This window comes from Nostoc sp. NOS(2021) (assembly GCF_017115025.1).
Taxonomy (GTDB): domain Bacteria; phylum Cyanobacteriota; class Cyanobacteriia; order Cyanobacteriales; family Nostocaceae; genus Nostoc.
This window is the reverse complement of record NZ_JABXKM010000103.1, coordinates 1-22487: the sequence shown is the minus strand read 5'-3', so window position 1 is coordinate 22487 and position 22487 is coordinate 1. Positions and strand designations below refer to the sequence as shown.

General features: G+C 43.2%; 21 protein-coding genes and 4 pseudogenes. 9 read left to right on the top strand and 16 right to left on the bottom strand.

Features of this window, described 5'->3' with window-relative positions:
• The 6 genes from HWQ41_RS12955 to HWQ41_RS12930 form a co-directional block, all read right to left on the bottom strand.
• Positions 1–840: a hypothetical protein gene (locus tag HWQ41_RS12955; protein ID WP_292763283.1), complete on the bottom strand. Its 840-nt coding sequence runs from the start codon at positions 838–840 to the stop codon at positions 1–3.
• 4 nt (positions 841–844) lie between these two features.
• Complete coding sequence (locus HWQ41_RS12950; RefSeq protein WP_292763282.1) at positions 845–1153, bottom strand: F0F1 ATP synthase subunit C; 309 nt, start codon at positions 1151–1153, stop codon at positions 845–847.
• On the bottom strand, positions 1140–1817 hold the full coding sequence (locus HWQ41_RS12945) for a F0F1 ATP synthase subunit A (RefSeq protein WP_292763281.1): 678 nt from the start codon (positions 1815–1817) through the stop codon (positions 1140–1142). Before HWQ41_RS12945 ends, HWQ41_RS12950 begins: the two co-directional genes overlap by 14 nt.
• Positions 1807–2112, bottom strand: a complete 306-nt coding sequence (locus HWQ41_RS12940) for an ATP synthase subunit I (RefSeq protein WP_292763279.1) — start codon at positions 2110–2112, stop codon at positions 1807–1809. Before HWQ41_RS12940 ends, HWQ41_RS12945 begins: the two co-directional genes overlap by 11 nt.
• 239 nt (positions 2113–2351) lie before the next feature.
• Positions 2352–2483, bottom strand: a complete 132-nt coding sequence (locus HWQ41_RS12935; RefSeq protein WP_292763278.1) for a hypothetical protein — start codon at positions 2481–2483, stop codon at positions 2352–2354.
• Positions 2464–2913 (bottom strand): pyridoxamine 5'-phosphate oxidase family protein, encoded by a 450-nt coding sequence (locus HWQ41_RS12930; RefSeq protein ID WP_292763276.1) that lies wholly within the window; start codon positions 2911–2913, stop codon positions 2464–2466. Before HWQ41_RS12930 ends, HWQ41_RS12935 begins: the two co-directional genes overlap by 20 nt.
• 621 nt (positions 2914–3534) lie before the next feature.
• On the opposite strand from HWQ41_RS12930, the gene HWQ41_RS12925 reads away from it, so the two are divergent.
• Entirely contained in the window at positions 3535–3813 is a 279-nt protein-coding gene (locus HWQ41_RS12925) for a hypothetical protein (protein ID WP_292763274.1), read from the top strand.
• A gap of 38 nt (positions 3814–3851) precedes the next feature.
• On the opposite strand, the gene HWQ41_RS12920 is transcribed toward HWQ41_RS12925, so the two are convergent.
• Positions 3852–5957: an acylase gene (locus HWQ41_RS12920; protein ID WP_292763298.1), complete on the bottom strand. Its 2106-nt coding sequence runs from the start codon at positions 5955–5957 to the stop codon at positions 3852–3854.
• 567 nt (positions 5958–6524) lie between these two features.
• On the opposite strand from HWQ41_RS12920, the pseudogene HWQ41_RS12915 reads away from it, so the two are divergent.
• Positions 6525–6773 (top strand): annotated as a pseudogene (locus HWQ41_RS12915) (iron chelate uptake ABC transporter family permease subunit); the annotation flags it as partial.
• Between the two features lie 93 nt (positions 6774–6866).
• Here HWQ41_RS12915 and HWQ41_RS12910 read toward each other — a convergent pair.
• The 5 genes from HWQ41_RS12910 to HWQ41_RS12890 all read right to left on the bottom strand — a co-directional run bounded on the left by HWQ41_RS12910 (position 6867) and on the right by HWQ41_RS12890 (position 11456).
• Positions 6867–7661: an energy-coupling factor ABC transporter ATP-binding protein gene (locus HWQ41_RS12910; protein ID WP_292763272.1), complete on the bottom strand. Its 795-nt coding sequence runs from the start codon at positions 7659–7661 to the stop codon at positions 6867–6869.
• 20 nt (positions 7662–7681) lie between these two features.
• Complete coding sequence (cbiQ, locus tag HWQ41_RS12905) at positions 7682–8461, bottom strand: cobalt ECF transporter T component CbiQ (protein WP_292763271.1); 780 nt, start codon at positions 8459–8461, stop codon at positions 7682–7684.
• A 22-nt stretch (positions 8462–8483) separates the two neighbouring features.
• The gene (locus tag HWQ41_RS12900; RefSeq protein ID WP_292763270.1) at positions 8484–8858 is read right to left on the bottom strand and encodes a PDGLE domain-containing protein; all 375 of its coding nucleotides are present in this window, start codon (positions 8856–8858) and stop codon (positions 8484–8486) included.
• Between the two features lie 31 nt (positions 8859–8889).
• The gene (gene cbiM, locus HWQ41_RS12895; RefSeq protein WP_292763268.1) at positions 8890–9642 is read right to left on the bottom strand and encodes a cobalt transporter CbiM; all 753 of its coding nucleotides are present in this window, start codon (positions 9640–9642) and stop codon (positions 8890–8892) included.
• 434 nt (positions 9643–10076) lie between these two features.
• Positions 10077–11456, bottom strand: coding sequence for a serine hydrolase (locus tag HWQ41_RS12890; protein WP_366931661.1), 1380 nt, complete (start codon positions 11454–11456; stop codon positions 10077–10079).
• A 416-nt stretch (positions 11457–11872) separates the two neighbouring features.
• On the opposite strand from HWQ41_RS12890, the pseudogene HWQ41_RS12885 reads away from it, so the two are divergent.
• The 3 pseudogenes from HWQ41_RS12885 to HWQ41_RS12875 all read left to right on the top strand — a co-directional run.
• Positions 11873–12304: pseudogene (locus HWQ41_RS12885) on the top strand (ATP-binding cassette domain-containing protein); the annotation flags it as partial.
• Between the two features lie 127 nt (positions 12305–12431).
• Positions 12432–12524 (top strand): annotated as a pseudogene (locus tag HWQ41_RS12880) (ABC transporter ATP-binding protein); the annotation flags it as partial.
• A 1713-nt stretch (positions 12525–14237) separates the two neighbouring features.
• Positions 14238–14366: pseudogene (locus HWQ41_RS12875) on the top strand (WGxxGxxG family protein); the annotation flags it as partial.
• A 421-nt stretch (positions 14367–14787) separates the two neighbouring features.
• Here the strand turns inward: HWQ41_RS12875 and HWQ41_RS12870 are convergent.
• Positions 14788–16845: a TrkA family potassium uptake protein gene (locus HWQ41_RS12870; RefSeq protein ID WP_292763265.1), complete on the bottom strand. Its 2058-nt coding sequence runs from the start codon at positions 16843–16845 to the stop codon at positions 14788–14790.
• A gap of 125 nt (positions 16846–16970) precedes the next feature.
• On the opposite strand from HWQ41_RS12870, the gene HWQ41_RS12865 reads away from it, so the two are divergent.
• The gene (locus tag HWQ41_RS12865) at positions 16971–17450 is read left to right on the top strand and encodes a pentapeptide repeat-containing protein (RefSeq protein ID WP_292763264.1); all 480 of its coding nucleotides are present in this window, start codon (positions 16971–16973) and stop codon (positions 17448–17450) included.
• Positions 17451–17591: 141 nt separating this feature from the next.
• Here HWQ41_RS12865 and HWQ41_RS12860 read toward each other — a convergent pair whose 3' ends face one another.
• Positions 17592–18365 (bottom strand): glucosamine-6-phosphate deaminase, encoded by a 774-nt coding sequence (locus tag HWQ41_RS12860; protein WP_292763262.1) that lies wholly within the window; start codon positions 18363–18365, stop codon positions 17592–17594.
• 212 nt (positions 18366–18577) lie between these two features.
• On the opposite strand from HWQ41_RS12860, the gene HWQ41_RS12855 reads away from it, so the two are divergent.
• Together HWQ41_RS12855 and HWQ41_RS12850 are read left to right on the top strand one after the other, a co-directional pair.
• Positions 18578–19264 carry an HAD-IA family hydrolase gene (locus tag HWQ41_RS12855; RefSeq protein WP_292763260.1) on the top strand — a complete coding sequence of 229 codons (687 nt, stop codon included), beginning with the start codon at positions 18578–18580 and terminating at the stop codon, positions 19262–19264.
• A gap of 322 nt (positions 19265–19586) precedes the next feature.
• Complete coding sequence (locus HWQ41_RS12850) at positions 19587–20585, top strand: aldo/keto reductase (protein WP_292763258.1); 999 nt, start codon at positions 19587–19589, stop codon at positions 20583–20585.
• 296 nt (positions 20586–20881) lie between these two features.
• Here HWQ41_RS12850 and HWQ41_RS12845 read toward each other — a convergent pair whose 3' ends face one another.
• Together HWQ41_RS12845 and HWQ41_RS12840 are read right to left on the bottom strand one after the other, a co-directional pair.
• A complete protein-coding gene (locus HWQ41_RS12845; RefSeq protein ID WP_292763256.1) occupies positions 20882–21520 on the bottom strand; it encodes a PadR family transcriptional regulator in 639 nt (212 codons plus the stop codon).
• Entirely contained in the window at positions 21513–21761 is a 249-nt protein-coding gene (locus HWQ41_RS12840; protein WP_292763255.1) for a hypothetical protein, read from the bottom strand. Before HWQ41_RS12840 ends, HWQ41_RS12845 begins: the two co-directional genes overlap by 8 nt.
• 194 nt (positions 21762–21955) lie before the next feature.
• Here HWQ41_RS12840 and HWQ41_RS12835 point away from each other — a divergent pair, with 194 nt between their 5' ends.
• Positions 21956–22420 carry a helix-turn-helix domain-containing protein gene (locus HWQ41_RS12835; RefSeq protein WP_292763254.1) on the top strand — a complete coding sequence of 155 codons (465 nt, stop codon included), beginning with the start codon at positions 21956–21958 and terminating at the stop codon, positions 22418–22420.
• Positions 22421–22487: the final 67 nt, after the last annotated feature.

The following is a 22487-nucleotide window of genomic DNA, read 5'->3' as shown; positions in this document are numbered from 1 at the left end:
TCATGCTTCCTCTGACTTTTGATTTGTTCCAGCTTCTTCTGCAAAAACCGTAACCAAGCTTTCGGTGATTGTATCTAAGTAAGTATCCATACTCCACGCCAGTTTATAGCCTGTGCCGCGCAGTTCGATCCCACAAATCAGACTAGATTCAATTTCATAGGTCGGTTCGATTTTGCCTGCAATTTCATAACTCGATTCGATTTTGCCTGAACCCACCGCCTTAAAGTAGTCTTGCAAAACCGTAGCGATCGCTGCACAAATATCCGGCGGTAGGGTGAACGTACTAACCAACGTCAACGGAATGCTATCTTTTGTCGAAGCTGTTAAAGTCGTCACCAGTTCGGCCCGCTCTGGCTCAGTGAGATCGCGCAACTTCTGCAAAAACACCCTGGCAATCTGCGTTTCTAGTTCTGACTCTGCCAAGTCTGTCAACACCCGCCGCACGGTTGCCTGTAATTGCTGCATCGTGCGATCGCCCACCTCGCGTAAAAAAGAGTCTTTTTGGCGTTGCAGACTGGTTTGCCATTGCGATCGCTCTGTTGCCACTGACTCATGCATTTCTTTCAACAAACCTTGGCGTGTTTGCTCCACTTCTGATTTTGTTTGAGTGAGCAATTGTGTCTTTTGGTCTGTGAATTTCTGTTGCATTTCCTGATAATGCTTAACCTCCTGTTCAGCTTCTTCTTTTTGTTGAGATGCTGACGACAAGCGATCACTAATTGTCTTCTCGCGGCGTGCCATTGCCTGCGTAATCGGTTTATATAGCAAGCGTTGCAGCCCAAAGATCAACACAAAAAAGTTGAGGATTTGCGCCAAGAAGGTAAACCAGTTAATCTCCACTTGATCAGCCTCCTGCTTTGGCGATCGCACCGATCACATAGTTCCAAAATGGATTGGCAAACAGCAGAATTAGCGCGATCACAAAGCAATAAATTGCGATGGATTCGATAAATGCTAATCCCACAAATAAGGTGCGGGTAATTGTATTTGCTTCGTCGGGTTGTTGGGCGATGGAACTAAGTGCCTGGGCAACGGTTTTACCTTCACCGAGGGCTGGGGCGATGGAGCCGATCGCCATAGTCAGACCCGCCGTTAAGATTGACACAGGGCCAATAATCCCCAGTAAAAATGATAGCGATTCATTTTGAGCCATAGTCTTCGTTACTCGTAGAGCCAATATAAACAACTGCTAAAATTGCAAAAATATATGCCTGAATTAAGCCCGTCAACAAGCCTAAAGCCTGCATAATGGCTGGAAAGAAGAATGGCGCGATCGAGATTAAAATCGCCGCAATCATCCCGTCACTCATCACATTCCCAAACAAACGCACTGCTAAAGCTAAAGTCCGTGAGAGTTCGCTAATTATATAAAAGGGAAATAGAATAGGGGTCGGTTCTAGGTAATGGTGGAGATATTTCCAGATTCCTTGCTGACGGATACCAAAAACGGGAACAGCAAAAAATACACATATCGCTAGGGCGGCAGTGGTGGATAGTGAAGCCGTGGGCGGGTCATAACCAGGAACGATCGCTAATAGATTGGAGGTGGCAATAAAAACAAACAGGGTGCCGATAAAGGGCAAATAGCGATCGGGATTTTGTCCACTAGTTTGCTGAATTTGATCGCGTAAATTCACAACTAAGACTTCCAGCAGATTTTGCCAGTGGGATAGCTGCGTGTCAGTCGAGAGTTTGCGCGTCACCAACCAAGCACCGATGCCCAACAATAGCATGATCATCCATGTAAAGACCAAAGTGGCATTGATCGACACAAATCCCCGCTGCCAAAACACGATTTCATCTGGACTAATGTGCATTGAGTCTCCTTGACCATTTCTGCTGCAACTTTTCAATGGTGTGATTGCGTACCCAAATGAACGCGCCTAAGCAAACGAGCAGATGCCAAACTGCTGACTCTTGAGCGATTGCTAGCACTAAAGCAAATACTGTAATTGCGATCGCTAGCCGTCCAAAAAAGCTACCTAACGTTAATAGAATTGGGTTTTGGGCTGTAGGTAATTTCTGCACCGTCATCCACAAGCCACGAAAGTAGACATTTCCCAGCAAAATTCCTAACACTAAAGTAATAGGTAAAAAGAAGAGGCTGTTCATCTTAAATCTCCTAAGAGGCTGTTTAAGGAAGTATAAATACTTGTCTTTTTTCACTACTGCAAGCAAAAGATGAAGCTGGAAACCTGCATTATTTCGGATTCTCAAAATCTTTTAACTAAATTCCGTGGGTTTAAGTTGCTTGAGCTTCTATCAAGCGGCAAGTTTTGTGTTGGGGTTAAATCCCCATTACAAAACTTTACTTCCGACTTCCGACTTCCGACTTCTTTAAGTTTTTGCCGTTAGTCTGCAATGTCGTTGGTGTTGGCGTTGGCAAAGCCTCTCGTACAGAAGCCTCTCTGTAGGAGAATCGTGTTTCCGTCAACAATCTCAACGGTTGCGGTATCTCGGTTCTTACCGACTGCTAACTCCATCAGTCGTGCGTCCGCTGATCTCGCCTGGATGGATACGGTAGATGGCAATTACCTCTGCACGTCCCGATGAGTCGATCCAAGTTCGATTGATAGCAGGAGAAAGTACTGGATTGCGCTCTTTGATAAAGTGCATAGCATGATCGATGTCTTGCTGCTCTGTGAGGCGCTCGGCTCGACCATTAACAATCACGCTGCGCCAATGAAGCGGATCGTGAATTTCTTCAACCTGTAGGCAGATTTCTGGATTCGCATCTATGTCATGAGTCTTCATGCCGACCGTTGTAAACAGGTAGATGTCCGAATCTTCCAGATAATAATACATTGGCATCACGTAGGGTTTGCCTTCGTGTACGCAGCCAAGATGACCGTATCCTACTTGGTGTAGGAAGCCTTGTATTTCTGTTTGTCCCATTTCATCAATATCTAACATCACCATTCTCCTTCTCAAGATTCAGTCAATTGATATTGTTTCAGATGTGTTGACGACGATAGCTAGACCTAGCTCATAACAGATAATTTCAGAACTGAAGCAAGACTTTTGGAACAGTACCCGCTTTGTATCCGTTTAACAACCTTTTCTAAGGGGTTCTTTGGGCTGCCTCATTTACTTACCGAAGAAAGGCACAGGGCAGGAGGCAGGAGGAAGAAAATATATTTTTTGCCCTTTGCCACAGGGTTTAGAGCAAGTAAATTTATTTATGAAAAACAAAAAAATATGTATTTCGAGACGCGCCGCGCAAGAAATACGGTGTCCTGATTAAATCCCATAAATTTATTTATGGGGATTCCTCCTGCCTCCTGGCTTCTGCCTCCTTAACTATTCTGACTTTTCACGGTATCTGGAAAACCTCACTTCTATTTCTCTCTCCTAAAAGGAGGGAGACTTTGAATTTTCCCCCTGAGAGCGTCGGGAGGGGGGTTAGGGGGTTAGGTTTTTCGTCGGCTTTTCCAGATCACGTGAAAAGTCAGCTTAACTATTGATTTGTTACCTTTCAGAGTATTTGCAGACTTAGCTTTTGCTCTCCGCCTTTAGAAGCATCTATCAACTATCTTGTTAAATTTACAACTATTAGAGCAGAAAGCCCATGAGAAACAGGCACACAGCGCCGTATTCCGTCCTTCTCCCCTTGGGAGAAGGCATGGGGACACCAGTAAAGAGCGACGCAAAAGCCTTTATTCGCGCTGGCTCATGAATGCACCTTTAGGTGCGTCTCGTAGAGAAGCACCTAAAGGTGCATTTTTTCAAAGAACGCAACCACTCACGGACTATATTGTTCAAGATACCGTCTTGCTGCTTTTGGCAAGTGAGAGAGTCCATCTGAACCACTAGTTTCATCAATATCCAGTGTTAGAAACAGACTATTCACCTCAGAATACTTTATGTTCTTCTAGATGGGCAAGAATATCTGAGCGATCACGCCACACAGGACGCAACTTTTTGTTGGCGAACATCTGTAACTGGTCACTAATGTGGGGTGATCCGGGTTGAGTTGCATTGCCGTAGCTAGTTATTGCCATTGCCCGTACTGGGTTAGAAAATTCAATCGCAGCAACATAGGAATCACCTCCAACGGCTTTGAACTGATCCTTTCCTCCTGGGGCAAAATCGAGTACACGAAAAATTCCCAGCTTGCCATCCCCACCATTGGCAGATAAATCCAGATCACCCAACCGTAGCCGAAAAACCTTGCCCCACGGTACATCAAGCGCCCCATAAGTCTTTTCTACCTGTGCTGCTACTGCTTGCAGAGTTGCAACTGCACTTTCAGGATTAGCTAAACCATCGGGTGTGGTGCGTGGAGAATTTTCATTCCAGGGTTTACTAAACATCTTATCTAAGTGCATCTGTTGTACCCAAAAGGCAAATAATACCGCCCCGCGACTATCTGCATTGGCTTGCCGATCCCAGGTTTCTAAGACATTAGCTGCTTGCTGCCCTAAGTCCTGACCGTACTTGCGTGCAGCCGGAATTAAATCATCCAAAATCCGATCAGCCAGTTCCATGCGGCTAGAGTACTTGTCTGCAACCATTTTATCGAAAGAGATTTTTTTATCTTCAGCCAACATCCTTGCAGAACGTTGGGAGCGGAAACTCATGAGACGAGGTGCCATGTAAGGCGGGTAATTATCTGCTTTAATGGCGGCTGGAAATGTAGTTGTCCAAGGTGGGTCATTTGTATTTTGCAACCAGCCACTCTTCGGGTCAACTATACGCGGTAAATCTTGGTAAGGATGAATTTTTGTCCACAAGGTTTTAGATGTATTTCCTGGGATTATGCCTTGCCAATATTTAAAATCACCAAAGGAGCGCACCGGAACTTGACCGTTGAATAGGTGCATAATATGCCCTTCTCTATCCGCATACATCACCGTAAACATTGGCAATTGCAAGCGCTGGAGTGTCTTTTCAAACTGGGCAAGGTTTTTTGCTCGTGCCATATCCCACCACTGCTGGAGTACACCTGGTCGGTCAAGACCTGCAACTCTCAGCGCCAGGGTTTTACCTTTTTTCTCGACGATTACAGGCCCGTGAACAGAACTTTTCACTACTAATGGTTGCTCTTGCAACGAGCCATCTTTTTGCTTCACCTTCAAGGAGAGGGTTTTGGAAACGAAGTTATGAACTTTGTCATCAAAGCGATAACCATTACCTACCAGTGTGAGTTCATAAACATCCCAACCATCATAGGTGTCAACGGTGTGAGTCCAACCTAAGTTGTTGTTAAATGCGATCGCTAATACGGGAATACCTACAAGTGTTGCCCCATAGGCATCAATTCCTGGTGCGGTGATTTGGGCTTCATACCACAAAAATAAATCTGACCAAGGTAGGTGTGGGTTTGCTAGCAACATAGCGTTCCCACCGGTAGAATGAGTTGGTGCGATCGCCCAACCATTAGATCCTGCTTGCAACTTTTCTTTGCTCAGGTCTAATACTTCCTCTGGATTGACCACAAAGGTGAAATTGAGTACCCGATGTAAGTGAGCCATGACATCTTCTGCCTTGACTGGTAGCACCACCTCAACTTGATCATCAATCAAGTTAGGATTTTGTTTTGCATAAGCATTGATCCCAGTCGCAAAAGCATCGAGATAACTACGAAAAGTTGGACTCTGTGCTTTGTACCAAGAACGAGCGCGTTCTGGTACTCCCACAGTCTGTACCCAACGATCTGAATCCAGGTATTTCTCTCCCCAATATTCGGCCGCGCGTCCCCGTGCTTGACCATAGAGACGCAAAAGCAAATCTCCATGACTTTGCATTTGTGCCCAACCAAAGGCATAAAATGCACTCTGGTCATCTTTTCCGTAGATGTGCGGCACACCATAGGTATCCCATAATATCTCTGTGGATTTTGTTGGTACAGCTATAGTGCGGCTGCCTACAAACAAAACCATTATCAAACTGAGTATTAAGGGTAAAACGCGTTTTGATTTTTTTTTGTAAGCTCTGAGTAAACTATCAATCCTCATTAACACCACCATGTACACATGTAACGCCTGGTGACTGAAACTGCTATTGGGCATTGGGCATTGGGCATTGGGCATTGAGAAGGGATTAAATATAGCGGTTCTCCTTTGGATGCAATACACTTTGACCTCTCTCCAAACCTCTCTCCTAAAAGGAGAGAGGCTTTGAAATCTTACTCCCCAACGCTAGTAGGGAAGGGGCTGTTCTTGTTAGGTCTGTATTGCACTCAACCCAGAAGCGCTATAATTCCCCTTTGTCCTTTATGTCCTCCTTCTCCCCCTAGCTCCCAGTCCCTAGTACCCAGTCCCCTCTTAGCACGCAAGTGACTTTGACAAAGCAGATTTAGTCGATCTAACAATACCATTTTGTTGAGAAATTATATCAAAACGGTAAGGGCATCCCTTATTCCGTTTAAAAAATGGGGAAAAGGCTACATGATCATGTAATCTATATATTTATTAAGAAATATTATCAACTTCAATGATTAAAAAGCTGTTAAATATTGAGAGTGCCCATTGAAAAAACGACTAACCAGCAGAGCGTAATATTTTCAAGTGACGGCAAGGATCATGATAAAAGCAACCACAGTCTCACCTAGAGAATTGAAAAAGCCACAAATGTCAGCCTTATTTGGTCTGGTTTTGGGACTATGTATGCTGCTAATTTGCTTGGTGTACAGTGTGACGCTAGGTGCAGCAGAAATACCTCTAGGTAAGATTTTGACATCTTTTATAGCCTTTGATGGTTCTTATGATCACTTAGTTATTCAAACCGTAAGATTACCGCGATCGCTAATTGCTATCTTTGTAGGTTCAGCCCCAATACGGTTCGGTTAAAATGCATAGTCCTTAAAGATCCCCCTTAGTCCACGCCAGTTCCTTCAAGTCGGGAAACCCGCCCAACGGACTAGCTCAAACAAATTCCCTGTATCGAGATGGGCTGACAGGTGCATGTTCCAGCTGACAGTAGGGGCGACTATAGCTTAGTGGTGACTCTAAAGCGTGCCCAAGCAAAAACTCTGGGTTGCTCATTACCTTCTCAGTTTCGCCATCATATACAACCTGACCTTGACTGAGAACAACTGTGCGATCGCACAAATCTAAAGCTAAATCTAAATCATGGGTTGCAATCAGTTGCGTCAGAGGTAAGCTTTGCAGCAGATCAATGAATTGACGACGAGAACGGGGATCTAATTGAGCCGAGGGTTCATCCAACACTAATATCTGTGGGTTCATTGCTAAGACACCGGCGATCGCAATCCGTTTCTTTTCACCTCCAGATAAATTACCGATATAGCGTTGCCCATACCATTGAGGATCAATATCAACTGCTGCCATCGCTTGCAGAACTCGCTGTATTAATTCCTCACCTTGCAAACCCAGATTCATCGGGCCAAAAGCAACATCTTCCCAAACTGTTGGCATGAACAACTGATTATCTGGATTCTGGAATACCAACCCGACAAAATTCCGAATGTTTCGCAAATTCTCAACAGTTAAAGGACATTCTCCAATCATCACCTGTCCCGACTGAGGCATGAGAATTCCATTGAGATGTAACAGTAACGTAGATTTTCCTGAACCATTGGCTCCGATTAATGCCACTCGCTCAGTTGCTTTGATAGACAAATTAATCTCCCTCAAAGCTTGAGTTGTGTCAGGGTAAGTATAGCTAAGATTTTGAATTGATATTGGATTATGATGCATTGAGACAACGTGAAAAAATGTTATTTCCGCCAGTAAATAGCCTGACCCAACAGCGCCAAAATTATAGTTAAACTCAAAGCCACAACGTCAGATCGTCCCCCTGACGAAACTTTTTCCATCATCGGTGGTACTCCTTGATAACCCCGTGATAGCATCGCCTGATAAACCAGATTTCCCCGGTCATAAGTGCGGATAAACAGCGCTCCAATCATATTGCCAAAAATTAAACGGATAGAGCGGTTGTTAGTCATTAGGTTTCGGGACTCGGCTGCTCGACGCATAGCGTTAAACTCGCCAATTAATACGCTAATGTAACGATACATAGATGCCAGAATTGCTACTAATAGTGGTGGAGTTCTCAGTTCCAGCAGGGCGTGAAGCAGTGCCGTTACCGAAGTTGTTAAAGTCAGTAAGTTCAGTATCAACAGCGATAGCAATGCCTTAAGTGTCACACTACCCAAGATAGTTAGCCCGACTGTCGTAATCTGTAATGGCCCCCAAGACCATAACACCTCGCCGCCACCCCGAAACAAAGTACCCAGGAGAACGACACCAATAAATGTTAGCTCAACTGCCAATCGTTTTAGTAGTACTAATAGGGTGATTCGACTCAGTAATAATAGACTCAAAAGAGCTAATCCATAAATAGCCCAAGTCCACCAATGCCCATCTGGCGTTAGCACAATGGCAAACACGAATAACAATGTACAGAGTATCCGGGTACGGGGAGCCAGTTTGTGCCAGAGAGTAGTCTGTTTACTATCGACATCCAGCACAAATGCCCCAATGTGCAGCAGCATGATGTTAAGTTCCTATCTGTATTTAATCTGGCGCATCTGAGTCGGAATAAGCATCATCCTCCGTGGAAGGTGAAGTAGAACCACGCACAACTAATTTGCCAATACCCCAAGCTAAACCAAAAGTTACTAATGTTCCCACTAGACCAGCCAATGGTGTGGCGATCGCGGATGGTACACCTCTGAGAGCATACTGATCAAAAATGCTATAAAAAGGTAATTTCTGAGCAGGTTTCTGTTCTAGTTCTTTGCTGTCAAACTTCAGGTCTTTTGAGACTCTATCTAGTCCATCGGGATTTTTGCTAGCCAGTGGCGAAAGGAAAATTGCAATCAGCAGAGCAATACCTAAGCCAGCGATGACAACAGCACGGTTGCGCGAGTGCGAGAGGTTGCTACTCATAAGGGTTCACTCCTGATTCCATAAATGCTTTTTAATTCCGGGAGAGAGGAGGAGAGACAGATGATTTTGGCTGACGAGGCGGATCGTAAAATAAGTCTGGTCGAGTCCGCCAAATAAAACTGAGTGCTGCTACAGTAATCAGCGCCTCACCAATGCCAATTAGGACGTGCCAAGAAGCCATCGCTGTTAAAGCCACCGCTAGAGGGATCGTCCCCGACAAAGCAAGTTCCAAAGCACACACAACTGAAGCAACCACCACGCTTGTCCAGGCTGCGATCGCAGCGCCAATTACCATTCCTCGCAAGGTATCGCGCCCTGTAGCAAATCTAACTGTGCGATAGAGATAGTAACCGCCAAATGTACCGATTAATCCCATGTTAAAGATGTTAGCTCCTAACACTGTCAGTCCACCATCCTGAAACAGAACACCCTGCACAATGAACACTGTTACCATCACTAGTGACCCAGCCCACGGCCCTAATAAAGCTCCTGCTAGCGTTCCACCCAAAAGGTGTCCAGAAGTGCCGCCAGGAATCGGAAAATTAATCATTTGTGCTGCAAAGATAAATGCTGCACAAACTCCCATTAAAGGTACAGCTCGTTCTTGGTATTCTGCCTGCGATCGCCTAATAGCTAGTGCAATTAGACCGATGGCAATTATCCAGGTGATCAGGATAACGGGTAAGTTCAAGAAGCCATCTGGAATATGCATAGCTAAGTGCGGCTGTATTATCCAGTACAGCCAGCCACAGGACGAAATACCCGTGAACGCTACTGTGTTCATATTTAAGAAGTGTCCTTTGGAACCAGATTATTTAAGGGTTTAGTTTCTCAGTAGACCATGTATTCTCTAAAAACTTCAATCCGGTAGGGGGGCATAAAAAGTACAAATCGATAATCTTATGCTGCTTTTTGCAACCGCGCATTAGTGAAAGTACTTATCTTTTGCGATCGGAGACCTGCGCGAACGTAGTGCTGTCTCACTCTGTCCCCCCAAATGAAGTTATGCGATTATCCTGGCTCCAAAAAATTGTAATATTTACTACTTGCTTTCAATAGCTTGTCGATGACTGTTAGTTCAATATCTGGTTCGTCTGTGGATGCTGGAGCGACTTTGCGGACATTATAGATTTAATTTCGTCAGGTGTCTTACGTTCCTAACGTATTTTTGTGGAGGCTACAAAACTTCTGTTTTGTATTTTGTTTAATCGAGGTTCTTTAGGGTAACTGAGTTAATTTGGGTTGGTCTAAGTATGTATATACCAACTGGGAAACTTGACGAACAAAATCCCTACCTCTGGTGTCATTGTAAGGTCTTCTCACAAAAATCCCTGCTAAGTAACGCTTGCCATTGGGCATCTCAATAATACCTGCATCCCCAATAACAAACCCAATATCCCCTGTTTTATGAGCAATTACCGCTCCCGAACCCAAACCAGCTGCCAGCAACTTTCTGTTATGGCAATGATTTAAAATATCTAAAGCCTGGGAACGACTCGCATCTGAAATTAACTTATGATACTGAATCAATGCTGACAATTTTACTAAGTCGGCGGGACTGGTCGTATTAGTTCCCTTGAAATCTCCCAGTAAATTACGAATTACAGTATTTTTCAATCCCCAACTGCCAAACCGCTGATTTAATTTTGCCTTACCACCCAAACGGTCAATAATCATGTTTGTGGCGGTATTGTCGCTGATACTAATCATTTTATTTATGGTTTGCAGCACAGTCAACTTGGTTCCCACACGTTGATACTGCAAGTCTCCAGAGCCACTTGCAACCAAGTCTCGCCGCATTACCAGGGTATCATTTAGTTTGACTTTGCCAGCGTCTATTTTCTCAAATAAAGCAATCAGAATTGGGAACTTAATCGTACTCGCGGCGGGAAATACTTTGTCGCCACTAATATCCAAATAGTTACCCGTCTCTAAATCCACAAAAAACATACCCGGCTTGAGGAAACTATAGCGAGCCATCAATGCATTAATTTGAGATTTTAGTTGTAGTATTTCCTCACCTAAAGGAACTACTCCAGCAAACATAGAAGCATTGATTGGTTTAGTGAGTATATCTGGTGGACTCAGCTGATTAATAGTTGCAATATCTTGTAAAGGCGCTTTACTTTGGAATAAGAGAACTTGGCGCTTTTGCAGGAGATTAGGGGTAATGGAAATTGGTGTTTGGGAGGATTGTTCCCTAACCCCTATTCCCCATTCTACAATTCCCGTCGCAGGCATTTTTTCAATTGATGATAGTTTTACGACCCAATGAGAGTTAGAATCTCTTCTGACTATTACACTTTGGGGAGAGACAGTGTAACCGGGTGCTAATTCAATTACGAGTCGGGTTGTCTGGGGGTCAAGCTGTGCTACCCGAATTTCTCGAATTGTTGAGCCAAAACTTTGTTTGGTTGTAGGGTAGCCCAAAATAGTTCCCGATAAGTCAATGACAAGCCTTTTGGGGTTATCAATTAAAAAAACTCTAGGTTGAATACCTGAGTCAGTGGTTAGGTCAAGCTGATTCTGAATGGGGTCAAAATGCCAGGATTCTAATCGAGTTGCTCTTGCAGGAGAGGATAGCAACAAAATAGTCATTAAGCTAAGTAAAAACCAGCGTAATTTCATACAGTATAGTGAGAATAATATTGAATTTACTTACAGAGATTTTCGGTAAGTAAATGAAATCAGAACTGATTGATAATCATAAGTAAGAAAATATCTAATGTCAATAATTTTGGATAGTAAATAAAAATTTATGCAGTGAATTTAGATTCAGCTTGATGAAAATCAGTATAATTTCATTCATACCCGTTAAAAAAACGGGTGGATAAAGCTTTCACAAATTACTCTACAAGCACCCACTAACTTGGGATTTTACTATTGAGAATTAGTTGATTGAGAATCATTCTATGTGTTTTTATCTGTACAAGGTGTGATTTTCTCTGTTGGAGGAAGATACTCATTTTCAACTCCAATAGTGATTACCATTGTTTGACGTAACGCATTAATTTGGTGGCTTACGGTCTGTCCAAGAGGGAAGTATTAAATTTTTAGTTCAAGAGCTTTCTGGAGCTAGTAACGAATAATTAGTTAAAGTAGGTCGCCATATTGGCTATATTTTTAAAGCTCACAACTTGTTAGATTTATTAACAGCTCGACAGAATGTCCAAATGTCGCTTGAATTACATAAAAATATTCCTGAATGGGAAGCCCGCACCAAATTAGAAGCTATGCTCAATAACCTTAAATTGGAGAATATAGTTAATTATTACCCATCTGATCTCTCAGGAGAACAAAAAGAACGGGTAGCCATTGCTCGTGCTTTAGTAAGTCATCTGAAATTGATTTTAGCTGGTGAATCTACAGCTGCTTTAGACAGTAAGACAGTCCGAGATGTTGTCACCCTGATGCAGAAACTAGCTAAAGAACAGAATTGTGCTATGAACCTATCCCACTATTCTAAAAATCCCTACTCTTTTCTTAAAATGTGCTTGAAAACCTTGATTTTCCGTTTTCAGTTCTCAATAAGCTTAAGCTTTGTATCACAGATATTATTAGTGGGATAGGTTCATCTTAATGGTCACTCACGACAAAATAATTTTAGATATTGCAGATCGTATAATTCATCTGGAAGATGGTTATCTGGTCAAAGAAGTTTCATGATCTACCAAATGGATGAGAACTAAACGCCTGTATATTCTGAATATATCCTTGGGAATACCATTTTAGTTTAATGTTGTTACAAATAGCCAGCAGAGAAGCACAGGGAAAGAATTTGTATCAGTCATTAAGTGAAATGAGATAATAAACTAACTGACAATAAAAATATTCCTTAAGTCTGAAGTAAGACACACCTGGAGTATGATGTTATAAGTTCTCAGATGAAATATGATTGTAGGGAATTCTGAATAGAGTATGAACCTCTGGCAGCATCTGGCTGCTTCCAATTTCTAGCTTATTTATATGGAAATAATTAAAACCTAATGTCAATAAAGTAATTATATTTATTGAGGTAATAATCCTGTTTCACTTAGCGATCCTTGTACTTATTAAATAGGTGGGTGTGAATAATTAAAGGTTTGTAGTGTATCCCTTTAGGGAAGCAAGCTACGCGTCACGTCTCCTAGAGATGGTTTTACCCCTGATTACGCTCCCATTTAATTAATTCTACATTATTATTGATTGCGTAACATAGTTTGATTAATTCTTGCCTACTTAGTTAACGCATCTAAGTGTCTCATTACCCTCAGGCTTATAGACTAACTTTAATGCCAAATTAATTCCTGCGATATAAGTTGTTTTACTCTTATGGTAGAAGTCCGGCAAAAAACTAGCAGCTATTCTTAAGAAGAGTTACAAGATAATTCAGCATTAATCAGTAATTAAAAATTAGGAGACAAGTGGATGTAATTTTTTATGATAAATAAATATTATTATTCCTTGTTTGTTGTCAACAAGCGACTTTGGTCGTGGGTTCCTAATCATGAATTAGTTTGACTCTGACAAATAGTCAGTTGTTGTGGCAGCTTTAAATGCTTTCAATTTTTCCAAAAGAAAGTAGCTGAAAGACTCCTGAATCTGCCTTGTCAAAATTTACCTAATTTAGCAGTGGATTGAGTAGACAATATCGATTTTGAAAATCAATCACCCACACAAATCTAGAACATAAAAGGAACCATAACCATGAAGCCTATTGATTTATCTAAAGCTGTTTTGGCTACTCTCTTTGCCATCAGTTTCACTTCTCTGTCATTACCTCCTTCTGTTTCTGCCCAAAGCGGAGGTTCCGGCAGCGGAGGCTCCAGTGGTGGCACTAGTTCAGGTTCAGGTACAGGTACAGGTACAGGTACAGGTAGCGGTACAGGTACTGGAACTACAGGTAATGGTACAGGCACTGGAACTACAGGCACTGGAACTACAGGTAGCGGTATAGGTACTGGCACTACAGGCACTGGAACTACAGGTACTGGAACTACAGGTACTGGTACAGGTACTGGCACTACAGGTAGTGGTACAGGTACTGGCACTACAGGTAGTGGTACAGGCACTGGCACTACAGGTAGTGGTACAACAGGTAGTGGTACAGGCACTGGCACTACAGGCACTGGAACTACAGGTAGCGGTACAGGTACTGGAACTACAAGTGGTACAGGCAGTGGAACTACAGGCGGTGGAACTACAGGTACTGATTCTACAGGCACTGGAACTACAGGTACTGATTCTACAGGCAGTGGAACTACAGGTACTGGAACTACAGGTACTGATTCTACAGGCACTGGAACTACAGGTACCGATTCTACAGGCAGTGGAACTACAGGCACTGATTCTACAGGTACTAACAGGAATACAGGCATCGCAACTTCCCAAAGAACTAGCGATCGCGGTTTCGATTGGGGTTGGCTAGGTTTGCTTGGTCTAGCTGGTTTAGCAGGTCTGGCTCGTAATCGTGATAAAGTCCGGGCTTATAGCGATCCTAATGAAGTAACAGGTTCTCGTCCTAGATAATATTCACCACACTCTAGGAGGTGTACAGCCCTCCTAGAGTGTCAACTTCAGGACAAAGCTAGTCCAGAAGAGGCTTTGAGACATTACCTCCTTAAGGGACTGACAAGAAATAAATTATCCATCTTGTGGGGTGGGCAGGAAAGCCCGCCCTGAAAATGGGAGGGATGCGGACACCCATCCCACAAGAAAGTTTGGGATGTTTTTTTATTTGTCAGTCCCTAAGAGTCTCTGGCTATTACAGAGGTTTTCAATTGAATAGACCACACACGTAGGGCACAATATAGCGGTTCTCCTGTGGATACAACACACTGTAGAGGCACAGCCTTGCTGTCTGCCTATCAATGGTCTGTATTCCATGCAATTGAAAACCGCTATCTATTTATCTATATAATATATTTTTCAAGTCTTGGCTTAAGCTAATTTAGCTATTCGATGGTTGCCCAATAAAGATTACATTTGCCAAAACTTGTACTTTTGTTAACTCGCGCACGAGACGTTGAGCTTGATGTTTATAAAGTGATATTGGCAACACTATAGGCAAATTATTCATCCATTGCCTAGCGGTAGTGGAACTACATCCCGTAATCAAGACTATTTCTTCAGCGCCATACATAATAGCATTTGTAGTTAGAGCTTTTTCAATCTGCACCTGCCAAAGGCGAGGCAACATTTCACCCCATTCAATTCGCTGCAAACTACTGCTTGTGGCTAAAACAATCAAGCGATCGCCAGCATAAAGCTTAACATCATACCAGGGCATTAAGGAGTAATTGTCTCGCTGATATTTCTGGTAGAGAATCGGCACAACACTGTAGCCATAGGCTATTTCAGATAGGAGCAACCCATTGAGGGTATCGCCATCTTCAATCTTGTATTCTGTCACCATGACTATTTGCTCGCTCAAGTGAAACAAGCTCAGAACATTTTCTCCGAATGCGGCACAAGCAAAGACTTCCGCCGACAAAGCCGCGCCACACAGAACTTGAGCATAGGGAAACAAAGGGGCGACATTATCACTAAATTGGCGGTCTTGAGAGCGGATAATTAAGCTAGTGGCGGGGTTCATTGCATGAGCCATCAAACCAATTTCCAGATTTTCCATGTTATCGTCCCCAACTAAAACGATGCTTTTGGCATGGGAGAGATTCACCTTAGTCAGTGCTTCGCTAGCATTGCCAACGATAAGGGGCATATCGGGTAAAGTCCCTTGGTCAAGAGTGGTAGGATGAATTCCTACTAACGGCTGATTGAGTTCTTGCAAAAGAGCAGCCACTCTCTGTCCCAAGCGATTTAAGCCAATAATCACCACATGGTTGCGTTGTGGCATGGGAGGACGGGAATTGAAAAACTGGAATCTGGAAGTGACAAGGGCATCAGTCAGCAGTGCATATAATACTCCCACGAAAGCTTGACCTGTTAATGTCAGTCCCAGGCTAAAGAACCGCAACCACCAAGGCATCTGGTCTGAGGGTTGTGGTTGCGATGTAAACTCAACGCTGCCAAATAAATCTCCGTATCCTCCCAACAGCAAGACTCCTGTTGCATAGAAAGCTTCTTCGAGGGAGATGTGAGGATAATATAAGCGATAAAGAACTATTCCAACGAACCAGAGAATAAATACAGTAATGGCATAGATTGTCGCAATTCGCCGGATTTGATTTTGGCTTTGGTAGTAAGATTGCCAAAATTGTGCTATTTTATCCTTGAGATTTTTCGCTGTGATGCCTTGGATAAACTGTTGCCACTGCCACCTTTGGCGATGAGATTTCCGGTGTTGCTCAGAGAAAGCCAAATCGTATGCAACATCAATGTAAACTAGTGTGTCTCCTACCTGCACTTCTGCTTCTGGGTCCCAGCCAAACAATTCTTTTGGTGGGTTAGATGAAACAGGTCTGTGACTCAAGATGCGGCGAGTTGTGAGATTGAGTCTATGTACTGGCTTGCCATTACACCAGCTATCCTTCGCTTGTACCTGGTGCTTTATCACTTGCAATAGTTCCCCTTCTAAGGTGAAATATCCAATAGCTTCAGAGCCGAGGGCTGTCAGAGCGAAGGCATGAGCTGAGAGATGAGTAGGCTCAAAGGCAACAAAATTGCCGAGATTCTCCCACAAGAGTTTGTTGAAATTTTGTTTGTCAGAACGTACAATCAGGCGAACGTGCGGATTAAGTCGCCGTGCTGCAAAGGCAGCTTCTATATTTATCCGCTCATTTCTGGTCACTAAAAGTATTGAACGACACTGGCTGATATCTGCCTGCTCTAGAACACTTGGCTGGCGGCAGTCTCCGATGATTAACTTTTCTAGTAAGCTAGGTACTTCTGGGACTTCCCAATGTTCGGGCTGCACATCGTCAATAGCGCTGACTTTAACATCGTACTCTTTTAGGACTGCAACACAATGTTGCCCTAAACTTTGGAGTCCGCATACTAAGAAAAGGTCTTGGGGTTTTTTTTGATTGCTGGTAGGAGGGGGATGCACTTTCTGTTGGTGGCAGCATTCGATACTGTTAACAGTATGTGTTTTCTAGGATTATATCTTACTGATTGTGCGATCGCTTGAATTGGGCATGGGGCAATATGTGTTACTTGATGTGGGAGTTGGGTATGGAAAGAGAGAGAGTTACTGTAGAAGAATTTCTCAGACGTTATGCTGCTGGGGAACGAGATTTCCAGCAGATCCTTTTAGAATACGCTGACTTGAGTGGGGTTGAACTGCAAGGGATCAATCTGCATGGCGCTCAATTTTGTTATGTCAACTTGAGTAGTATTAAGTTGTGGGATTGCAATTTGAAAGCTGAATTCATCTACTGTAACTTCAGGGATGCTCTTATCGAGAATTGTGACTTGGAAAGTACTCGGTTTTTTGACTGCGATTTGGGAGGAATTAATACCAGAATATGCGATTTGACCTGTACTCGTTTCATCAGAGTTAATCTTCGAGATGCCAAGTTGAGCGGTTCCGGCGAAGATCCTTGTAGGTTCTGGGACGTTATTCGGGAAGATGGAGTTTTCGTCCCTGGTTTTACATCCGACCTTTATATTGCTGAACGTATTGCTGAAGGCACAACTAAAGGGGTTTTCTGATCATGTAAAGGGTTGCTTTTCAATAACATCCTAAATTTATTTAGGAACAGTTGACAAAAAGTTATAGTGAATTCCACGAGCTTGATGTTTGATACATCACCAAAGACTTTTAAAACATCCTCTGAGAATTCAGAGATAAGTTCAAGAAAGCAAACTAGCAGAATTTACGTCTAAAAATAACGTTGCTTGGGATTGTTGACGGAGAATAGAAGCCGGACAGTCTGTACTTATAGCTCCTTGTAACATCTCTTTTACCACATTCGCTTTACGTTTTTCTGGAGCAAGACAGATAATTTTTTTAGCCGAACAAATCGTCGCAATGCTGACAGTAAAAGCATATTGTGGGACAGTTTCTAGATTCGGAAAATGACCAGTGCTTACTTGTTGCTGACGGTTCACTGTATCCAGTTTCACCAGTTTCACACTGTAAGGATCTTGAAAATTTGCTACTGCTGGATCGTTAAAAGCCAAATGTCCATTTTCGCCAACACCAAGACAGCATAAGTCAATTGGTTGTGCTTGCAGTAGTTTAGTGTAGCGATCGCACTCTGCTACTGGTTGCAATGTATTACCTTCTATATAGTGAAATTGCTTAGGAGCAACCCGCTTCTCTACACGTTCTCGCATATAGCGCCGGAAACTGGCAGAATGGTCAGCAGTAATTCCCAAATATTCATCTAGATGGAACAGAATAATTCGTGACCAATCTACACCACCCAATGCAATCAAAGCATCCAGAAATTTGAGTTGGGAGTTACCTGTTGCTAACAATACAGCGGCTGTATCCTGTTGCTTGAGAACTTGCTGTAAATGCTTTTGCACGATTTCGGCAACATCTTGGGCCATTTCGACTTCAGAGTTGTAAATCTGCACTAGTAAATCATCAACGCGAAAAAAGTTTGTAGCGGCTAGCATTTGCTTACATAGAAGGTTATCAATTATACGCCAGTCTATTGAGATGCTCTACCTGTCTGCCCTTATATGCCCTATCCAATATAGGTTTTAGGATTTAGCAGATTAATTTGCGACTATTTGCCCTCTATTGACAAAGGAACAATTACTAAGGACAAAAAAAATGTAAACTATTTAAATTAAGTTAACAATTATTTACATTTTACCAAAAAATCATGCTGGCTGCAATTCTCTTTGACCTAGACGGCACTATTGTCAACACTGACCCCATACACTACCGAGCTTGGCAGGAAATGCTGTTAAATTACAGCATAGAAATTGACGAAACATTTTATAAATCCCGAATTAGTGGGGGGCTAAATCCAGAAATTGTTAAGGACATTCTGCCACAATTATCAGCAGCAGAAGGGCAAAAATTTGCCGACGAAAAAGAGGCGCTTTTCCGCCAACTCGCCTCGCATCTCAAACCGCTGAGTGGATTTTCTGAACTACTAGAATGGACAGAGACACATCAGTTAAAACGTGCATTAGTAACTAATGCCCCTAGATTAAATGCAGAATTTATGCTAGAGGTTTTGGGAATAAAAGAAGCTTTCCATACAATTGTTTTAGCGGATGATTGTATTGCAGGTAAACCCGACCCTGCACCCTATCAAGTTGCCCTGAATAAGTTGGGGATTACACCAGAGGAAGCGATCGCCTTAGAAGACTCTCCCTCTGGTATTCGTTCTGCGGTGGGCGCAGATATCCGCACTATTGGCATCGCCTCCACCCACGATCCCCAAGTTTTGCAGTCAGTCGGCGCATTTATGGCAATTCCAGATTTTACTGATTTACAGTTGTGGACATTGCTAAACTCACTGATTGAACCAGATTTAAGTGCGATCGCTTCTAATTTTTGAGGGCATTGGGCATTGGGCATTGGGCATTGGGACTTAGACAAAAAACACCCAGAAAAAAGCCTCAAATCTATATCCAGAGAGAGTTTGACATCGTTTTGCTTGGTTTATTGATATATCTGGGTTTGGGCTATTTTTGAGCATTTAGTGTATTTCCCTTACCCTACATTGGCATCGGGGTTTCAACCTACCTTGGAAAATAGGAATTTTTTCGCTTAACATGGGGCGAGGTTTAAAACCAAGTTTTCTATCTCTAGTTTTCTCTTCTGTTCCCTACTCCCTACTCTCGCCCCGAAGGGGGTTGTAAAACAACTGAAAATTCAAAATGACTACCCAAAATAAAATTCAACCTCGCCAACTTGGTTCCACAGGTCTAACTGTTTTCCCCCTAGCTATCGGATGTATGGGCATGTCCGGCATATATGGTGCAGCAGACGAAAACGAAAGCATTGCAACTATCCACGCAGCTCTCGACCACGGAATTACATTATTGGATACTGGCGATTTCTATGCCAGTGGGCATAATGAGATGTTAATTGGTCGGGCAATCAAGGATCGTCGAGACAAAGCACTGGTTTCTGTGAAATTCGGTGCTTTACGTACTCCCGATGGCGGATGGATTGGTATAGATGCCCGTCCGTCTTCGGTGAAAAACTTTGTCGCTTATAGTCTTAACCGATTGGGAGTAGACCACATTGACATCTACCGCCCCGCTCGACTAGACCCGCAAGTTCCCATTGAAGACACCATCGGAGCGATCGCCGAGCTAGTCGAGCAAGGCTACATCCGATATATCGGGCTATCGGAGGTGGGAGCGGACACTATCCGCCGCGCCCACGCCATCTACCCCATCAGTGACCTGCAAATCGAGTACTCCCTGATTAGCCGTAGTCCTGAGAGCGAGATTTTTCCTGTACTGGAAGAATTTGGTATTGGCGTGACTGCTTATGGTGTCTTGTCACGAGGACTGCTGAGTGGATCAACTCCAGCCACACAAGGAGACTTCCGTGCCTACTTACCACGCTTCAGCAAAGAAAACCTTGCCCAGAACCAACGCCTAATCGAAGAACTAAAGCAAATTGCCGCAGAGAAAGGAGTTCTTGCTTCGCAGTTGGCTATTGCCTGGGTACTTGCAAAAGGCAGAAACATTGTGCCGGTCATCGGCGCACGCAAACGCACCCAACTTTCCGAATCCTTGGCGGCTCTGGATGTGAGCCTATCCCCAGAGGAATTAACCCGCATCGAAGCAGCAATTCCCGCATCAGCGATCGCAGGCACTCGTTACGGCGAAGATCAAATGAAGATGCTGGACAGCGAACGCTAATCCGATTAACAGCGTAGGCAAAGTATTAGTTTATGAGGGGAATGGCACTAAGTTATGATACAGCCCTTACCCTGACTGGTTCCCAGCCTGGAGGCTGGGAACCCACTCTGGGAGGCTCCGCCTCCTGTTTCTTGACCAGAGGCAGAGCCTCTGGGAATACATTCCCAGTCTTGAGACTGGGAACGAGGTTACACAAGCCTTTGGGCTTTTCTTAGTGCCATTCGTTTATGAGGGTTTGTAGTAAGGACTTTAGTGCTGAGAAAATAAGGACTAAAGTGCTTACTACGAGCCTCTACTTATTTTTCAGCCAGAATCGCGTAAATTTCCCGTTTAACTTGCTCTAAAAGCTCACGCACCCGATTTATTCGCTCCATATTGCCACTGCGAGCAACCTGCATCACAACAGCAGCTAATTCTGTTGCGGCATTCCGCAACTTAATAAACTCTTGGGGCTTACCTGTCACGAAACTTTTGAAGGTATCCAAAGGAGAGTCTGAAGTTTCCTGTTGGGAACGTTCTGCCAATAATTGTCTACCCTCATCCGTAATTGTGTAAATCCGCTTGCCACCTTCCTGTGCGCTCTTGAGATAACCACCTTCCTCCAGCAATTGGAGTGTTGGATACACTGAGCCAGGACTAAGGCGACGGAAACCACCGTAACGAGTTTCCATCTCTTTAATCAGGTCGTAACCATGACTAGGATGCTCGGATAACAATTCCAGCAGGATGAACTTGATGTCACCCCGACGAGTCCGATGTTCATCTCCCCAACCACGACCAAACATTTCATTGCCAAAGTGTTTGTCATGAGGTCTACCATGATGTCTACCATGATGCTCGCCATGCCCAAACCAAGACCTGACAAGCAAGAAATCATCTTCGCTAACTCCTGCCCATGCAGGTGCCCCAAAGCGTGACCGAAAGTGTCTAAACATAAATGAATCTCAAATCAACTTTCTCTACTATAGAACATTTTGATATATCGCGATATATCGTAATAGAATTTTGATCAAGATTTTTGACGTAAGTAACTTTGCCAACACCGTAAGCGATGCCTGCGGCAACTCGTTCGCGTAGCGTCTCCGACAGGAGAAGCGGGAACGCTGCAATCATCCCAGCCCAAAGTAGCCGTTGAAAAAATACTTGTATTATAAATCGCAGATTGTTATTTCTCATACCAGAATTTTTAATTGTCAAGGTATATATTAAAACAAAAAATATACTTACCTGAATCTGCCTTAGCATTTTAAAATGCAGGATTAAGCCATTATCAAAAAAGTTTATCCTAAAATCAAATATTCAGTAAATTTACGTATGCACATTGAAGTCTTCTCAATGAATAGTAGAATTAGCCCATACAGGAAAAGACTGTGACGCTCTTAAACAAAGCTCAAGTAGAGCAGCTAAAGGAAATAACCACACACTTACGACAAGTAAGACAAGAAAAATCCATCCCCATAGAAGAAATAGCCTCTCAAACACTGATTCGAGCAGGTATTTTGCAAGCTTTAGAAGAAGAACGATTTGAAGAATTGCCTGAGCCTATTTTTCTTCAAGGATTCATCCGTCGCTATGGAGATGCTTTAGGGCTGGATGGAAATGCTTTATCACATGCTCTTATAAGCAATGTAGTCCCCCAAGACTCCAATAATGCTCATAAGAATTCAGATAACAAAAGAAATACATACATACCTCTTGTTCTGACCTATATTTTATTATTAGTTGGTGCATCTGCTGGTCTTCTTTATACACTTAATCCACGACTTACATCTGAATCCCTGACTCCAGAAGACAATAATCAACAGTCAATAGTCAGTAATGAGACTAACAAATGACCAAAAAAGCAGAGGGAGTGGGGAAGGTGGGGCCCCCTCTGGGAATAAGGGGTAATGGGGAGTGGGG

Coding starts and splice junctions, on each gene's coding strand:
- HWQ41_RS12950 (WP_292763282.1), bottom strand. CDS start 1,153: ATGGCTCAAAATGAATCGCTATCATTTTTACTGGGGATTATTGGCCCT.
- HWQ41_RS12945 (WP_292763281.1), bottom strand. CDS start 1,817: ATGCACATTAGTCCAGATGAAATCGTGTTTTGGCAGCGGGGATTTGTG.
- HWQ41_RS12940 (WP_292763279.1), bottom strand. CDS start 2,112: ATGAACAGCCTCTTCTTTTTACCTATTACTTTAGTGTTAGGAATTTTG.
- HWQ41_RS12935 (WP_292763278.1), bottom strand. CDS start 2,483: ATGGAGTTAGCAGTCGGTAAGAACCGAGATACCGCAACCGTTGAGATT.
- HWQ41_RS12930 (WP_292763276.1), bottom strand. CDS start 2,913: ATGTTAGATATTGATGAAATGGGACAAACAGAAATACAAGGCTTCCTA.
- HWQ41_RS12920 (WP_292763298.1), bottom strand. CDS start 5,957: ATGAGGATTGATAGTTTACTCAGAGCTTACAAAAAAAAATCAAAACGC.
- HWQ41_RS12910 (WP_292763272.1), bottom strand. CDS start 7,661: ATGCATCATAATCCAATATCAATTCAAAATCTTAGCTATACTTACCCT.
- cbiQ (WP_292763271.1), bottom strand. CDS start 8,461: ATGCTGCTGCACATTGGGGCATTTGTGCTGGATGTCGATAGTAAACAG.
- HWQ41_RS12900 (WP_292763270.1), bottom strand. CDS start 8,858: ATGAGTAGCAACCTCTCGCACTCGCGCAACCGTGCTGTTGTCATCGCT.
- cbiM (WP_292763268.1), bottom strand. CDS start 9,642: ATGAACACAGTAGCGTTCACGGGTATTTCGTCCTGTGGCTGGCTGTAC.
- HWQ41_RS12890 (WP_366931661.1), bottom strand. CDS start 11,456: ATGACTATTTTGTTGCTATCCTCTCCTGCAAGAGCAACTCGATTAGAA.
- HWQ41_RS12865 (WP_292763264.1), top strand. CDS start 16,971: ATGGAAAGAGAGAGAGTTACTGTAGAAGAATTTCTCAGACGTTATGCT.
- HWQ41_RS12860 (WP_292763262.1), bottom strand. CDS start 18,365: ATGCTAGCCGCTACAAACTTTTTTCGCGTTGATGATTTACTAGTGCAG.
- HWQ41_RS12855 (WP_292763260.1), top strand. CDS start 18,578: ATGCTGGCTGCAATTCTCTTTGACCTAGACGGCACTATTGTCAACACT.
- HWQ41_RS12850 (WP_292763258.1), top strand. CDS start 19,587: ATGACTACCCAAAATAAAATTCAACCTCGCCAACTTGGTTCCACAGGT.
- HWQ41_RS12845 (WP_292763256.1), bottom strand. CDS start 21,520: ATGTTTAGACACTTTCGGTCACGCTTTGGGGCACCTGCATGGGCAGGA.
- HWQ41_RS12840 (WP_292763255.1), bottom strand. CDS start 21,761: ATGAGAAATAACAATCTGCGATTTATAATACAAGTATTTTTTCAACGG.